The organism is Methylobacterium sp. UNC300MFChir4.1 (genome assembly GCF_900110155.1).
In the GTDB taxonomy this organism is placed as follows: domain Bacteria; phylum Pseudomonadota; class Alphaproteobacteria; order Rhizobiales; family Beijerinckiaceae; genus Methylobacterium.
In genome coordinates this window covers 400295-414911 of the sequence record NZ_FOCS01000001.1, presented here as the reverse complement: position 1 = coordinate 414911, position 14617 = coordinate 400295, and the positions used below count along the sequence as shown (strand labels likewise).

The window sequence follows — 14617 nt, the reverse complement described above, 5'->3', positions numbered from 1 at the left end:
GTCGTTCCTGCGGCAACCGGCGGCCGGCCCCACCCGTTCCGGCGCCGACGCGACAGGGCCGCGCGCCTCTCGGAACCGTGACCCCTCAGCGCGCGAGCCCGGCCACGAGCCGCACGAGATCCGACTGGCGCGTCGCTCCGGTCTTGGCGAAGATCGCCTTCAGCTGCGAGCGCGCGGTCGCCGCGGTGATCGCGAATCGCGAAGCGGCTTCGGCCAGCGAGATTCCGCTCGACAGCGCCTGGGCGAGGCGCGCCTCCGCCGGGGTCAGCCGATAGGCCGCCTGGAGGATCGCGGTCGCGGGCGCGGCCGGGGCCCCGGGCACGCTCCCGAGGAGCAGCGTGCTCGCCCCGGCGAACAGGCCGCGGCTCGGCCCGACCAGCGGCACGACGTGGATCACGAGCGGCGGCCCGTCCCGTCGCGCCGCGACGACCGCCGAGATCGGCGGGCGGCCGGAGGGCCGCGCCAGGGCTTCGAGCTGCCGCGCGGCGTCCGGATCCTCCGCGGTGAGGCGGCCGCCCGAGAGCTTCAGGTCGCGCCCGAGGAGGGCGCCGAACGCGTCGTTCCAGCGGAGCGCCCGTCCGTCGGCGTCGAGGATCAGGGCGGCGCGGTCGATCAGCTCGAAGGCCTGCGTCAGCCCCGCGAGCCGGGCCCGCTCGACCATCGACGTCAGCAGGCCCGCGCGCTGCAGGAGCGGCGACAGGGTCGCGAGGCGCCGCTGCTCGTGCAGCTCGTACGGTCCCTGCTCCACGGTCCGCTGCAGGGAGAGGCACCACAGGCGTCCCTTCACGGAGAAGCCGATCCCGGCGAACCAGCGCAGGCCGCGGGAGGCCAGCAGGTCCTGGTAGAAGGGCAAGCGCGCGATCTCCTCCGGCGTGGTGAAGTCCTGATCGACCGCGATCCCGCGCGTCCGCATGAGCGGGATGCCGCGGAGGCGATGGTCGTCGCGGTGCCAGCCCTCGTCGAAGTAGCGGCGCGAGGCGTCCGCGAGGGAGGCGGTGCAGAGCGATTCGAGGCCGGTCCGGTCGGAGCGCAGCAGCAGGGCGCCCTCGCTGCCGGACGCCCGCACGACGCGCTCGGCCAAGTCAGGCCAGCGCGCGGGATCGATCACGGCCTCCTCGAGGTCCTCCCGGAAGCCGGACTCCAGGTCGTCGTGCAGGCGGGCGAAGAGATCCGGCCTCACGCCCGACATGTGACGCGCCTCCGCCGCGCCGGATACTGGCGCCCCGCGCCGGCTCGCCGAACTCTCGTCCTGGCTCGGTACGGCTCCATACCGTCGAACTATAGATCACGTTCTTAAATCCGGGCAAGCATCCCTCTAATTACAGGTTTAGATCGGCGGGAGCGTGCGCGGGACTTGTCGGGAGACGGCGCCGCCGCGTCGGGATCCGCGCGTCGACCCGCCGGCGGTGGGAATGACGGCGCCCCGGCCGCGCACACGCGTTCGGCCTGCGCCGGAACCCGCCCCCCTCTACGCGGCGGGCGAGGCTCAGCACTTTGCCACGGCTTGCCAGACACAACTTCTGATAGAGTTGCCGAGAGCCGGGTTCAAGCCTCGTTAACCAAGCTTGGCGATTGTATCGCGGTGCGCGGTTCGATCACGAGTTGTGATGGGACGAGCGCACTCGAGCAGGATGCGGCTGAAGGTCGATGGCGTTTACCCTGTCTGCGTTCCTCGGTGTCGCGCGACGGCGTCCCGGCCGGCCATCCGGTGCCGCGGCGGTCGCGCTCGCGCTCGTCGCCTGCGCGCCGCTGCTCGCCGGCTGCAGTTCCGGGCGCCCGCAGAGCGCGGCGCGCTCCGGCCTCGACGTGGCTCAGACCGGCTCGGTCACCGAGGGCCTCCCGGCCGCGCTGGTCGCGGCCGCCCAGGAGGAGGTCGGGCGGACCATGCGCCTCGGGCTGGCGAACTACCGGCTCAACGTCGGCGACAACCTGGAAGTCTCGTTCCTGATCGATTCCAGCGTCGTCCAGCCGACCTACCGCCTGAACCCGAACGACGAGTTCGACGTCGATTTCCGCACGCACCCGGAATACAACCGTACGGTGATCGTCCGGCCGGATGGCCGGATCTCGCTGCCGGGCAAGAACGGCATCAAGGTCGCGGGCCTGTCGCCGGAGGCGGCCGCCGCGCTGATCAAGAGCACCTACGACGACGTGCTGATCGATCCGGTCGTCACCCTGATGCTGCGCCGGTTCCGCACCGTCACCGACGATTTCCGCGACCTCACCCAGCGGGCCGACATGGGCCGCGTGAAGGTCCTGGCGATCGAGCCGGACGGCAAGATCAACCTGCCGATGGTGCCCCCGGTGCAGGCGGCGGGCCGGACCGTCCACGAGGTCATGGGCAGCCTGAACGCCGCCTACAAGCACCAGCTGGCCTCGGTGACGACCAGCGTCCGGCTCGCGAGCCTCGTCCCGGCCAACACCATGGTGTTCGGCGAGGTCCGCGCGCCGGGTCCCGTCACCCTGCAGGGGCCGCGGACGCTGGCGCAGGTCCTGGGCTCGGCCGGCGGCGTCCTGCCGACCGCGGCCGGCGAGGCCGTGCGGATCATCCGCTTCGACGCCGAGGCGGCCGGCAGCGTGCGCATCGTCGACATCGGCCAGCCGGGCTTGGCGGACTCGATCGTGGTGCCGCCCAACGCCACCGTCTACGTACCGCCCTCGCTGCTGGCCAAGACCGCCCGCGCGGTGGACCTGGTGGTGCGCCAGATCCTGCTCTTCAACGGGACCGGCTTCGGCGTGAACTACATCACCGGCCCGTCCGCCAGCACCTCCACCAGCGCCACCGTGAGGTCCGGCACGTGAGGCAGAGCGACCTGACCGCCGCCGACGCGGTCGAGGGCCCGGCCTTCGACCTCCGCGACGCCCTCGCGGCCCTGTTCCGGCACATCCGGCCGGCGCTGCTAATCCTGGTCGCGGCGATCCTCGGCGCCGGGATCTACCTCCTGCTGACGCCGGCCGAGTACACGGCCGACGCCAAGCTGATCATCCGTCTCGGCCGCGAGAAGGCCGGCGCCCCGCTCCAGGGCGGCGCGAACCAGAACTACATGTTCTCGGAGCGCGCGCAGAACGTGAACAACGAGATCGAGATCCTGCGCGATCCCAGCATCGTGCGCGACGAGTTCGCGACGCTGAAGGCGATCACCCCGACCGGCGACCTCGGGCCGCCCCCGGCGGACTGGACCGACTGGCTGATCTACCAGGGCCGTCAGGCCGTGCGGAGCGCGAAGGCGGTCAAGACCTGGATCGTCGATACGGTGCGGATCCCGTTCGAGGCGGTGGGCCTGCTGCGCCACCTGACCCCGGACGAGAAGCTCTACGAGGCGTACCTCGCGGCGTTCAAGGTCGTCTTCGTGAAGGAGACGGACGTGATCCTGACGGGCTTCACCTGGACGGACCCGCACTTCGCCGCCCAGGCGCTGAACCGGCTGCTCGACGCCTACAAGCGCCGCCACGTGGAGGTCTACGCCGACGAGACGCCCGCCTCGTTCTACCAGAGCAAGCTGGAGCGCGCCCGGGCCGACCTCGCCGCCATCGACGCGCAGCTCTCGACCTACCTCAAGGGCAACAACACCGCGAGCTTCGAGATCGAGCAGCAGAACGACCTCGGCACCCTCGCTGACCTCGCCAAGCAGAAATCGGCGGCGCAGATCGAGCGCGAGGTGGTCGAGACCCGGCTCAAGCGCACCCGCGAGGCCGGACCCGACCGCTGGCAGCCGACGCCGCCCGAGGCGGACCCGACGGTCACGGCCTTCGACCAGCGCTGGGCGGACCTGCGGACGAAGCGCGCCGAGCTGGCGGTGCGGTTCCGGCCGACCGCCCCCGAGTTCGTGAGCCTCGATCGGGACCTCGCGGCCCTGGCCCGACAGAAGTATCAGGCGCTCCTCGCCGCCGACACGGCGAAGCTCGCCATCCTCGCCGAGAAGATCCAGAGCATCACGGGGATCGAGCAGACCCGCCGCCGGGCGGCCATCGGCCAGAGCGACGCCGCCCTGGCCTACGGCCGGCTGACCCAGCAGAAGGGCCTGCTCACCGACGAGATCACCGAGACCCAGAAGCGGATCGACGCTCTGAAGACCGGCACGGGTCTCGACGCGCAGGCCGTCACCTCCTCGGCCCTCGTGGCGCGCGCCGTGCCGCCGCGGCTGCCCTCCGGCCCGAACCGGCCGCTGATCCTCGGGCTCGCGGCCGGTCTCGGCCTGCTCGCCGCCCTGGCCTACGTCGCCCTCGCGGAGATCCTGGCCCAGACCTACCGCAGCGCGTCGGAGGTCGCCCGCTCGCTGCGGGTGCCGGTGCTGGCCGCGGTGCCGCTGCAGACGGGAGCCGCCGCATGATCGCCACCGCCATCGCGCCGAAGATCGATCCGGCGATCCTGGAGCCGGCCCTCGTCCAGCTCACCCGGCACGAGGCGCGCGTGCGCCGGGTCGGCGTCACCGCGGTCCAGCCCGGCGAGGGCGTGAGCACCCTCGCGCGTGAACTCGCCGGCGCCTACGCCCGGCGGGGCCGCAGCGCCGTGCTGATCGAGGCGAACTGGTCCCGCCCGTCGCTGGCGGAGGCCTACGGCCTGACCGGCCAGCCGGGCTTCGCCGACATCGTCGCCGGCACGGTCGCCCCGAGCTGCGGCGTCCACCCGGTCGCCGACAACCTCAGCGTCGTGCCCGCGGGCAGCCCTTCGGCCATCCGCCAGGCGTCCCTGGACGACGGCCGCGTGGAGGATTTCCTGGCGCTCGTCGACGACCGCTTCGAGCTCGCGATCGTGGATTGCGAGCCGATCACCGAGATTGGCGACGCCGCCGCGCTCTCCCCCTTCGTGGACGGCTTCATCGTGGTGATCGGCGCCGAGCGCACCCGTCGGGCCGTGGCGCGGCGCGCCCTGGCCGACCTCAAGGCCGCCGGCGGGGCGCCGCTCGGCGTCGTCCTGAACCGCACGCGGCGGCCGATCCCGCGATGGCTCTACCGGTGGCTCGGATGAGCGCGGCGCCCGTCCGCGCGCTGCGGGTCCTGCCGCTCGCCGGGATCGGCTTCGCGGCCGCGGCCGGGGCGATCGCCCTGAGCGCGGCACCGCTCAAATTCGCCGTCGTCGGCCTCGCGGCGGCCTTCGGCGGGGTCGGCGCCCTGATCGTCGGGCGGCTCTATCGCCTCACGCCGCTCCTGCTCGTCGCCCTCGCGGTCGGGCTGACGGTCAAGCTCGACGTCAGCTTCCTCCAGCATTTCGAGGCCGTCGGGCAGTACCTGCCGAGCATCGGCGGCGGCGCCGGCCTGACGGTGAGCGTCGCCCTGCTGGTGGCCGTGGCGCTGATCGTCGCCAAGCTCACCGGACTCGGGGAGGATGCCCCGGGCCTGCGGCTCGACCGGCCCCTCGTGCTGACGCAGCTCGGCTTCCTGATCGCGGGGCTGCTCTCGCTCTCCAACGCCACCGACCCGGCCTATCTCTGGTTCGACACGTGGCGCTTCGCCGGCCTCCTCCTGGTCTCGGTCGCGGTCTCGAACCTGTCCGAATCCGACATCCGGACCCTCGCGCTGGCGATCTGCGCCCTCTGCCTCGTCCAGACCGCGGTGGCAGGCCTGCAATACGTCTCGGGCTCGGAACTCGGCCTCTCGGTGCTGGGCGAGGAACAGATCGTCGAGGAGAACATCAACTTCTCGGCTCAGCGCCGCGCCGGCGGACTGAAGGTCCACCCGAACATCCTCGGCTACTACTACGAGTTCGTCTGGCCGCTCGCCCTGGCGCTGGCCCTGTCGCGCGGCCCGCTGCTCCTGCGCCTCGCGGGGGCGGCGGGCGCCGCCTCGGCCCTGGTCGGCGTGGTCCTGACCCTGTCGCGCGCGTCCTGGCTGACCTTCCCGGTCTCGGCCGCCCTCCTGATCCTGCTGGTCTATCGCGACCGCCTGTTCTCCCGGACGAGCCTGATCGTCCTCGGCCTGCTGGCGATCGTCGGCGCCGTCGCGGCGCTCTACGCCGGCCCGCTGATCTGGGAGCGGCTCACCGCCGACGACGGCGGCTCGGCCGCCCAGCGCGGCCCGCTGAACGCCGCGGCCCTCGCCCTGTTCGAGCAGTTCCCGATCTTCGGCGTCGGCCTGAACAACTTCGGCAACCAGTTCGCGGTCCTCGACAGGACCGGCCTGTCCCGGCTCGCCGGACTGTTCGACCGGTCGAACCACGTGGTGCACAACCTGCACATCCTGATCCTCACCGAGGTCGGGGTCGTCGGCTACGCGGCCTTCGCGCTGGTCTTCGGCATCGGCATCGCCCGGGGCTTCCGCGCCGCCCGCCGCGCGCCGGTGGGCGATCCGCTCGCGGCGATCGCGGCCGCCTGCGCGGTCGGCCTGATCGCGCACCTTCTGCACGGGCTGGTCGATCCGGGCTTCCGCCTGAATCTCGGCATCGCCGAGCTGCTCTACACCGGCCTCGGGCTGATCGCCGGGGTGCGGGCGGCGCAGCGGCGCAGGGCCGTCGCGGCGTCCCGGGCGGTCCCGTCGACGGGCCCGATCGGCGCGGCGCGCGCGCGACCGGAGCGGATGCCCTCGCCGACCGGGCGTCGCCCATCCCTCGCAGCGTACGGAGACCGTCCGTGAGCGCCGTCAGCCTCAGCGTCCTGATCGTCACCTACAATGCCGGCCGGGACATCGAGACCTGCCTGGACCTGCTGGCGGCGAGCCGGGTGAGACGCCCCTACGAGGTGATCCTCGTCGACAACGCCTCGACCGACGGGACGCCGGAGCGCGTCGCGCGGGCCTTTCCCTGGGTGCGGGTCATCGCCGAGCCGACCAATCACGGCTTCGCGGGCGGCAACGCGCGCGCGCTGGAGCACGCGCGCGGTACCGCGATCCTGCTCCTCAACCCCGACGCGTTCCTGCACGACCCGGACGCGCTCTCGGGCCTCCTGGACCATCTCGACGCGCAACCGGATGTCGGGGCGGTCGGCCCGCGCCTGACCTTCCCGGACGGGACGCATCAGGTCGGTGACGCCGGCTACGAGCCGCGCCCGCTCTCGATCCTGGTGCACGCCGCCGGCCTGTCGGGCCGCCTCGGGCTGCGCGGCCTCTACCTCGCGAGCCGCCAGGCCAGGGGGGCGCGGGCGCTCGACGTCGACTGGATCTGCGGGGCCTGCCTGCTCCTGCGCCGCTCGGCGATCGCCGCGATCGGCGGCCTGGAGAGCCCGATGTTCCTCTACGGCGAGGACGTGGACTGGGGCTGCCGCCTGCGCGATGCCGGCCTGCGCGTCGCCTACCGCCCGGACATCGCCGTCACCCATCTCCAGGGCGGCTCGGGAAGCGCCCGCTCGGCCCGCTGGCTCGACGGGCTGGCGGCCATCTACAGCCTGCGCAATGCCGGGCGGCTCCTGTCGTCGCCCGCCTTCTTCTCCGGCCCGCTCCGGCTCGGCTTCACCCTGCGGGCCGTGGCCTACGGTCTCGCGGCCCGGCTGCGCCGGCAGCCGGACCTCGCCCGCAAGGCCGAGGACATGCGCAGGTTCTCCGGGCACCTGCGCAGTCTTCGTCTCCGACCGCGATGAACCGTCATGGCCGTTTGCGGATGAACACCATGTGGTAGCCCTTGAAGGGACCCGGCGTGAGCCGGAACAGCAGCTCCCAGAACTTGCCCAGGACGATGTTCTCGCCATGATAGAACGGCTGCCCGTCGAAACTGTAGGTGAAGTGCTCGAACCGGTCAGTTGGGAAAAGCCGCTTCCGCGCCGCCTCCGTGTTCATCGTGTAGAGCGGCACGAACGAGTCGATCTCGACCCGCCGCGGCTCGACGAGGCGCAGCACCCGGGCGTGCAGCCGCTTCGGCACGAGCCGCGCCCCGATCCCGACATAGCCCCAGCGGTTCGGCGTCCAGGCGCAGAGCCAGCCGCCCGGCGCGAGCACCCGGCCGAGCTCCGCCGCGGTGACCTCGGGGTGCTCGATATGCTCGAGGACCGAGAAGGCCGAGATCAGGTCGAAGCTCCCGTCCGGAAATGGCAGCACCCCGTCGTGACCGATCAGCCGGACCTCGTCGGCCGACCGGTTGCCGAGGACCGCCTCGTCGACGTCGCAGGCGACGACCTGGGCGCAGCGCCCCCGGAAGTCGCCGAGGTGCCGCCGCAGTGGGACCGGGTCATCGCTCCACTTGCCGCGCCCCGCGCCGAACTCCATGACCCGCATGTCGGAGCGGAGCAGCGCGTTGACGCGCACGATGTACTCCATCCGGTGGTCGTGCCGGGAATAGCCCCCGGCTCCCATCTCCCGGAACAGACGCTGTTCGACCGTGACCATGCCTCAGGCTCCTCTGAACGTGCTGCGCCGACGGCGCATATGAAATCCGGGGGATCGGGCGGGCGCCCGACGGTGGCGATCCTCGGCACCCGCGGGGTGCCGGCGGCGCACGGAGGGTTCGAGACGCTGGCGGAGCGCCTCGCGCTGGAGCTCGTGGCGCGCGGCTGGCGGGTCGAGGTCTATTGCCAAGTGCGCGAGCCGGCGCCCCCGATGGTCTGGCGCGGGATCCTGCTGATCCCGGTCGCGGTCCGGGGCGACGGCGCCGTCTCGACGATCGTGTTCGACCTGAAATGCACCCTGCGGGCGGCGTTCCGGCCGGCCCTGCCCCTCGTGCTCGGCTACAACACCGCGGTGTTCTCGCTGCTCTACCGGCTGACCGCCAAGCGCAGCGTGATGAACATGGACGGCATCGAGTGGAAGCGCGACCGCTGGTCGAAGCCCGCCAAGGCCTGGTTCTGGCTGAACGAGCGGCTCGGCAGCCTGTTCTCGACCCACCTCGTGGCGGACCACCCGGAGATCGCCCGGCACCTCGCCCGCCGGACCTCGGCCGCCCGGATCACCACCATCGCGTACGGCGCCGACCCGGTGCTGGAGGCCTCGACCGAGCCGCTGGCGACGTTCGGCCTGCGCCCGCGGGATTACGGCCTGCTGATCGCCCGGGTGGTGCCCGAGAACCTCGTGCTCCAGATCGTCCGGGCCTGGAGCGAGGTCCGGCTGGGCCTGCCGCTGCTCGTGCTGGGCAAGCTCGCGGAGTCCGACCCGTACCACCGCGCCGTCCGCGCGGCGGGCGGGCCGGACGTGATCTTCGCCGGCGCGATCTACGAGGCCGAGCGCGTGGCCGCGCTCCGCTTCCACGCCCGCTTCCACATCCACGGCCACACCGTGGGCGGGACCAACCCGTCGCTGGTCGAGGCGCTGGGGGCGGGCTCGCCGATCCTCGCCCACGACAACCCGTTCAACCGCTGGGTGGCGGGGCCGCAGGCGCTCTACTTCGGCGACGAGACCGAGCTGCGGCGGGGCATCCTCGGCTTGGTGCGGGCCGGGCCGCGCCGCCTCGAGGTCATGGGCGAGGCGTCCCGTCGCCGCCACGCCGAGGCGTTCACGTGGCGCGGCATCTTCGACGCCTACGAGCGCGTGCTGCGCCGTCAGCTGGCGCCCAGGCGCCAGGGCCGGGAGGCGCGGCCGGCCGTCCGCCGGGAGCACGGGCGCGCGTGAGCCGGGCACCGGCCCGGCGCGTCCGGATCTAGCGCCCACGGCCCGCCTCCGGGCCGCGCCCGCCGCTGCGGAGCTGCCGCTGGACCAGCATCGTCACGGTGCCGGCCGGGACGTCCCGGAGGCTGCAGACCCCGATCCCGATCGTCGCGCCCGCGCCGATGGCGACCGCCCCCTGCACGGCGGCGTGCGCGCCGACCACGGCGCCGTCGCCGAGATGGGGGCCGTCGGTGGGGAACGGCTGGCTCGGGAAGACCCAGTCCCGCGGCCCGACCAGGGTGCCGGGCAGGAGCGTCAGGTCGGCGCCCCCGGTGCCGCAGAAGGCGACCCGCGCCGGGTGCGGCACGAACAGCCCGGGCCCGAGGCGCGAGCCCGGATGCAGGCAGGCGCCGGTCAGCCGCAGGGACAGGTCCGCCACCAGGGCGGCGCAGCGGCGCCAGCCCCGGCCGTGCAGCAGGTGCGCGGTCCGGTGGAGGATCGCCACCTGCATGGCCGGCAGCGTGAGGTGCATCGCGCGCCGCAGCCGCGAGGTCGGCTTGCCCCCCGTCGTCTGGCGCAGGACGCGGGCGAAGTCGGCCGCCAGGAGGCGCCGTAGGCCCGGCAGGGTGACGTGGTCGGTCATCGGGCCGCTCACGCCGCGACCCCCCGGCCGGGAAGCGGCCGCCAGGGCTGCGGCATGACCTCCTCGTCGGCCTGGACGGGCTTGAGGATGGTGGTCCGCGGGCCGATCCGGGCCCGGTCACCGATCGGGACGGCGCCGAGCACGATGGCGCCGGCTTCCAGGACGACGTCGTCGCCCAGCACCGGCAGGCCGGGGCCACCGCCGATGTCCTGGTCGGGCTCCTTCAGCAGGCCGCCGATGGAGGCCTGGATCCCGAAGGCGGCGTCGCGGCCCACGGCGCCGGCGATGACCGTCCCGTAGGGCTGCGGCAGGAACAGGCCGCCGGCGATGCGGCTGGAGGGCGGGATGTCGGCGCCCGTCCACCAGCCGTTCACCAGCCACAGCAGCCACGCCGCCATCCGCCAGCCGCGCTCGTGGGCGTAGCGGGACAGGCGGTAGAGCCAGACCGCGTGGTAGCCCCGGCGCAGGCGGGCCGGTCCGCCGCCGCGGCGGCGCCAGTGATCGCGGTCGGCGGACAGGGCAGCCCGCACCTCGGCCCACCGGAGACGCCCCGCCTCCGCGTCCACTCCGCGCGAGAGACGCAGATCCGGTCCAGCGGCTGTCTCGGACATACGCAGTCCTCCGGTTTTTCCCAACGCGACAACTCTGCAACCATAAATTGAGCTTGCGGTTGCAAGCCATACGCAGCCTGCCACGATGCAATCGTAGGTCGCAGTTTTCAGTCAGGCTTCACCGAGAGATGCTTCGCTTGGTAAACCGATTGTCGGGACGGAGGCGCGCCGGCGGGCTGCGCTACGGCGCGAACCTGCTCGGTCAGGCGGCGGGGCGCGGCGTCTACCTCGCGGCCGGCTTCGCGGCCTTCGTGATGGTCGGCCATTTCGCCGGACCGGCGGCGCTGGGCCGCTACGGCCTCGCCCTGGCGATCCTCGCGGTCGCGCTGATCGCGGCGGATTTCGGCACCACGCTGACCTTCGGGGCGCGGCTCGGCGCGGTCGGGCCGGAGATGCGGGCGGCCGAGTTCGGCCGGATGCTGTCGGCGCGCCTCGTCCTCGGTCTCGGGACCGGCGCCGCACTCCTCGGTGTCCTGCCGATGCTGCCGGACGCGATCCGGCCCGCCCTGGCGCTGGCCGCTCTCCTCATGCCGCTCGCGGCCGCCCGCTTCCTCGACGCCCTGTTCCAGGTCTGCGGGCGCCCGGGCTGGTCCGTCTGGCCGTCGCTCGCCAACGCCGCCCTGCTGGTCGGCGGGACGGCACTCGCGCTCTGGCTGCAGCTTCCGGAGGCGGCGCTCAGCCTCGTGGCGGTGGCCGCCGGCATCGCGTACGGCGCGGTCGGGCTGGCGCTGGCGCTGCGCCTCGTGCCCGCCCGCCCCGCCTCGCTGCCGCACGCGCTCGCGACAATCCGGGCCGCGGCGGGGGTGGGCGTCTCGAACGCCCTCGGCTCGCTCAACGGCCGGATCAGCCTGATGATGCTGGCCGCCTTCGCGGGCGCGGCCGAGCTCGGCCAGTTCACGGCCGGCTTCCGGTTCTTCGAGCTGGGCGCCGCGGTGGCGATCACCCTGTGCGCCCCGCTGGTGCCGGTCTTCGGGCGCGCCGTCGGGCCCCTGGTCGACGGACGGTCGCGCGCCGGCACGACCGCCCTGCGCGCGCGGGTCCGCGGCGCGCTGGTCCCGATCCTCGCCGCGTCCTGCGCCGGAGCGGTGGCGACCTGCGCCCTCGCGGAGCCCTTGGTGCGCCTCGCCTTCGGCCCGGATTTCGGCCGCGCCGTCCCGGTGCTGCGCATCGCCACCGGGATGAGCGTCCTGCTGATCGCCGCCACGATCCTGTTCGCGGGCCTCGTCCCGCTGGGCCGGACCGGCTTCGCGGTGCGCGGGAGCGCGGCGGCCTGCGCCACGAACCTCTTCGCCTGCACGCTGCTGATCCCCTGGGATCCGCTCCTCGGCGCGGGCATCGCCGCGCTGCTCGCCGAGGCCGCGATGCTCGGCGTCCTGGCCCAGGCCTTCTGGCGGGAGGCCGGACCGCCCCTCGCCCTGACCGACGTGCCGATCCTCGCCGCGCCGGCCCTCCTCACCGCCCTCGCCTGGGCCGCCGGTCCCGCCGCCCTGGCGCCCGCGGCGGTGCCCGCCGCCGCGGCCATCTCGGCCGCCCTCGCGGGGTGGCTGTGCCTGCGCCGCGCCCCGACCGATCCCCTAGACCTCCCGCTCCCGGAAGCCTCCTCATGAGCGATCGACCCGTGCTCTCGGTCATCATCCCGACCTACAACCGCGCCGACACGCTGCGCCTGTGCCTGAGGGCCTTCGACCGGCAGGAGACGGACGCGCCCTTCGAGATCGTCGTCTGCGACGACGGCTCGACCGACCACACCGGGACGGTCGTCAGCCGCGCCGTCGCCACGGCCCGGATCCCCGTGGTGCACCTGCGCCAGGAGAATGCCGGGGCGAACGCCGCCCGCAACCGCGCCATCGCGGCGGCGCGGGGCGAGCGCCTCCTGATCGTCAACGACGACACGATCCCGGTCCCGAGCCTCGTCGAGGCGCACCGCCTCGCCCACGCCCGGCGGGGCGGTCGTGAGACAGCGATCCTCGGACGGATGACGATCGACCCCGCCCTGCCCTTCTCGCCCTTCTCGGCGCTCCACCACGACGCCTCCTACGACGCGCTGGCGGGCCGCGACGCGGTCGGCTGGGACGCGTTCCTGACCTGCAACGTCAGCGTCGACCGGCGCTTCCTGGAGGAGGCGGGCGGCTTCGACCCGAAGCTGTTCTGGCACGAGGACATCGAGCTCGGCGAGCGGCTGGCCCGGCGCGGCATGCGCCTGTTCTACGCGCCCGAGGCGCTGGGCTACCACCACCACCTCCTGGACGAGGCGGCCTACCTGCGGATCGCCGAGCGCGAGGGCGCGGCGCTGGTGCTGTGGTACCGCAAGCGCCCGGACCTCGTGGCGGATCTCGGCCGGCTCGGCCTCGTCGGGCCGCCGCCGCTGGGCGCGGCGGCGCGCCACCGGGTCGCCGACCTCGCCATGCCGCAGGCGCTCCTGCCCGGCTGGCAGATGGCGGCGCGCGCGCTGACGCGGATCAGCCCCGAGGCCGGCCGCAGCGTGTGGCGGCGGCTGTTCCAGCGGCGCAAGCGCCTCGCCATCGCCCGGGCGCTCGCGGCATGAGGTGGCCCCGCACGGTCCTCGGCGCCCTGTCGGCCCTGCTCCTGCCGGTCCTGTCCGCCTGCGGGCCGGCCGACGCGCAGGTGCAGCAGAACATCCTGGTCGATCCCGCCGGCGGCGCGAAGCCCGGCTACACCACGGTGGCGCGGCTCGCCGACGTGCCCTTCGCCAGTCTCGGTCCCGGATCGAGCGTGCTGGTCCGGGGCGGCAGCTACGGCGATGTCGTGTTCGTCGGGTCCCGCGGGACCGCGGCGGCGCCCGTGACGGTGGCGGCAGAACCCGGCACGCAGCCGCGCCTGTCCAACTCCGTGGTGTTCGAGAACGCCGCCTACGTCACGGTCACGGGCCTGAGCGTCCAGGGCGCGGTGAATTCCGGCTTCATCATCCGCCGGGGATCGAGCCACGTCACGGTCGCGGGCTCGACCGTGTCCCGCTCCGGCCTGGGGATCTGGATCGGCGACGGTGCCGGGGCGGGTCACCGCATCACCGGCAACACCCTCGCCGACAACCAGACCCACGGCGTGGCCGTCGACGTGATCAACGCGCCCGCGGAGGATCCGAGCTACATCCTCGACAACACCGTGACCGGCAACGGCATCCACGGGATGGAGATCAACGGCTCCGGCTACGTCGTGGAGGGCAACCGCGTCGCGGGCAACGGCGTGGGGATGTCGGGCACCTCGGGCATCCACGTCTACGCCAAGGACGCCGCCCAGGACGCCGGCGACCGCAACATCATCCGGTACAACATCGTCACCGGCCAGAAGGAGACCACCGGCCAGGACGGCAACGGCATCCAGATCGACCAGTGGTGCGACGGCAACATCGTCGCGTTCAACGTCGCGGCCGACAACGACGGCGCCGGGATCAACCTGTTCGACGCCGGCTCCAACACGGTGGTCAACAACACGACCACCGGCAACATGCGCGATTCCGGCGGCAAGCACGTCTATCGCGGCGAGATCGTGCTGGCCTCCGACTACACCAAGCAGGTCGACCGCACGTCGAACAACCGGGTGCTCAACAACATCGCCTACGCGACCCGGCCGAACGTGGCCGCGATCGTGGTCGAGGCGACCACCACCGACAACAACAACGCGATCGGGCCGAACTTCCTCGGCAGCGCCGTCGGCGCCCCGCTCTACCGCTGGGGCACGCAGGCCACCGGCGACGGGGCGAGCCTGCCGCTCAACGGCCAGGGTGCCGACCTCACCGGCACGCCCGCCTTCCGCGATCCCGCGAACCCCATGGCCGGCGGGCTCGCCCTGACGGCGCCCCCGGCCCGCGCCGGCATCCCGCTCGGCGCCACCCGCGACATCGCCGGCCAGGCCTACGCCCCCGGCGAGGCCCCGACCTTCGGCGCCTACAGGAGCCCGTAAC

General features: G+C 73.4%; 13 protein-coding genes. 9 read left to right on the top strand and 4 right to left on the bottom strand.

The annotated features are described in order from the left end of the window. Window positions 1-85: 85 nt before the first annotated feature. A complete protein-coding gene (locus tag BMY19_RS02010) occupies window positions 86-1189 on the bottom strand; it encodes a helix-turn-helix transcriptional regulator (protein ID WP_100250715.1) in 1104 nt (367 codons plus the stop codon). Window positions 1190-1647: 458 nt separating this feature from the next. On the opposite strand from BMY19_RS02010, the gene BMY19_RS02005 reads away from it, so the two are divergent. Genes BMY19_RS02005 through BMY19_RS01985 form a run of 5 tightly spaced genes read left to right on the top strand, consistent with a single transcriptional unit; the run spans window position 1648 to window position 7508 of the window. Further along, window positions 1648-2802, top strand: coding sequence for a polysaccharide biosynthesis/export family protein (locus BMY19_RS02005; RefSeq protein ID WP_091679028.1), 1155 nt, complete (start codon window positions 1648-1650; stop codon window positions 2800-2802). Next, on the top strand, window positions 2799-4331 hold the full coding sequence (locus tag BMY19_RS02000; protein ID WP_100250714.1) for a GumC family protein: 1533 nt from the start codon (window positions 2799-2801) through the stop codon (window positions 4329-4331). Before BMY19_RS02005 ends, BMY19_RS02000 begins: the two co-directional genes overlap by 4 nt. Continuing rightward, window positions 4328-4969 carry a CpsD/CapB family tyrosine-protein kinase gene (locus tag BMY19_RS01995; protein WP_100250713.1) on the top strand — a complete coding sequence of 214 codons (642 nt, stop codon included), beginning with the start codon at window positions 4328-4330 and terminating at the stop codon, window positions 4967-4969. The genes BMY19_RS02000 and BMY19_RS01995 overlap by 4 nt, the downstream gene beginning before the upstream one ends. Next, entirely contained in the window at window positions 4966-6570 is a 1605-nt protein-coding gene (locus BMY19_RS01990) for an O-antigen ligase family protein (RefSeq protein WP_100250712.1), read from the top strand. Before BMY19_RS01995 ends, BMY19_RS01990 begins: the two co-directional genes overlap by 4 nt. Then, a complete protein-coding gene (locus BMY19_RS01985; protein WP_100250711.1) occupies window positions 6567-7508 on the top strand; it encodes a glycosyltransferase family 2 protein in 942 nt (313 codons plus the stop codon). Before BMY19_RS01990 ends, BMY19_RS01985 begins: the two co-directional genes overlap by 4 nt. A gap of 4 nt (window positions 7509-7512) precedes the next feature. Here the strand turns inward: BMY19_RS01985 and BMY19_RS01980 are convergent, their stop codons facing one another. Beyond that, window positions 7513-8250 (bottom strand): class I SAM-dependent methyltransferase, encoded by a 738-nt coding sequence (locus tag BMY19_RS01980; protein WP_020090574.1) that lies wholly within the window; start codon window positions 8248-8250, stop codon window positions 7513-7515. A 39-nt stretch (window positions 8251-8289) separates the two neighbouring features. Between BMY19_RS01980 and BMY19_RS01975 the strand changes: the two genes are divergently transcribed. Beyond that, entirely contained in the window at window positions 8290-9465 is a 1176-nt protein-coding gene (locus BMY19_RS01975) for a DUF1972 domain-containing protein (protein ID WP_244534808.1), read from the top strand. Window positions 9466-9493: 28 nt separating this feature from the next. Here BMY19_RS01975 and BMY19_RS01970 read toward each other — a convergent pair whose 3' ends face one another. Next, window positions 9494-10084, bottom strand: a complete 591-nt coding sequence (locus tag BMY19_RS01970; protein ID WP_100250709.1) for a serine acetyltransferase — start codon at window positions 10082-10084, stop codon at window positions 9494-9496. 8 nt (window positions 10085-10092) lie between these two features. Next, complete coding sequence (locus tag BMY19_RS01965) at window positions 10093-10695, bottom strand: serine acetyltransferase (protein ID WP_100250708.1); 603 nt, start codon at window positions 10693-10695, stop codon at window positions 10093-10095. 149 nt (window positions 10696-10844) lie between these two features. Here BMY19_RS01965 and BMY19_RS01960 point away from each other — a divergent pair, with 149 nt between their 5' ends. From BMY19_RS01960 to BMY19_RS01950, 3 genes are read left to right on the top strand one after another with little or no spacing between them, the layout of a single operon-like run. Further along, entirely contained in the window at window positions 10845-12302 is a 1458-nt protein-coding gene (locus tag BMY19_RS01960; protein WP_244534807.1) for a lipopolysaccharide biosynthesis protein, read from the top strand. After that, entirely contained in the window at window positions 12299-13240 is a 942-nt protein-coding gene (locus tag BMY19_RS01955; protein WP_026604531.1) for a glycosyltransferase family 2 protein, read from the top strand. Before BMY19_RS01960 ends, BMY19_RS01955 begins: the two co-directional genes overlap by 4 nt. Beyond that, entirely contained in the window at window positions 13237-14616 is a 1380-nt protein-coding gene (locus BMY19_RS01950) for a right-handed parallel beta-helix repeat-containing protein (protein ID WP_091679046.1), read from the top strand. Before BMY19_RS01955 ends, BMY19_RS01950 begins: the two co-directional genes overlap by 4 nt. Window position 14617: the final 1 nt, after the last annotated feature.

Coding starts and splice junctions, on each gene's coding strand:
- BMY19_RS02010 (WP_100250715.1), bottom strand. CDS start 1,189: ATGTCGGGCGTGAGGCCGGATCTCTTCGCCCGCCTGCACGACGACCTG.
- BMY19_RS02005 (WP_091679028.1), top strand. CDS start 1,648: ATGGCGTTTACCCTGTCTGCGTTCCTCGGTGTCGCGCGACGGCGTCCC.
- BMY19_RS01995 (WP_100250713.1), top strand. CDS start 4,328: ATGATCGCCACCGCCATCGCGCCGAAGATCGATCCGGCGATCCTGGAG.
- BMY19_RS01990 (WP_100250712.1), top strand. CDS start 4,966: ATGAGCGCGGCGCCCGTCCGCGCGCTGCGGGTCCTGCCGCTCGCCGGG.
- BMY19_RS01980 (WP_020090574.1), bottom strand. CDS start 8,250: ATGGTCACGGTCGAACAGCGTCTGTTCCGGGAGATGGGAGCCGGGGGC.
- BMY19_RS01975 (WP_244534808.1), top strand. CDS start 8,290: ATGAAATCCGGGGGATCGGGCGGGCGCCCGACGGTGGCGATCCTCGGC.
- BMY19_RS01970 (WP_100250709.1), bottom strand. CDS start 10,084: ATGACCGACCACGTCACCCTGCCGGGCCTACGGCGCCTCCTGGCGGCC.
- BMY19_RS01965 (WP_100250708.1), bottom strand. CDS start 10,695: ATGTCCGAGACAGCCGCTGGACCGGATCTGCGTCTCTCGCGCGGAGTG.
- BMY19_RS01955 (WP_026604531.1), top strand. CDS start 12,299: ATGAGCGATCGACCCGTGCTCTCGGTCATCATCCCGACCTACAACCGC.
- BMY19_RS01950 (WP_091679046.1), top strand. CDS start 13,237: ATGAGGTGGCCCCGCACGGTCCTCGGCGCCCTGTCGGCCCTGCTCCTG.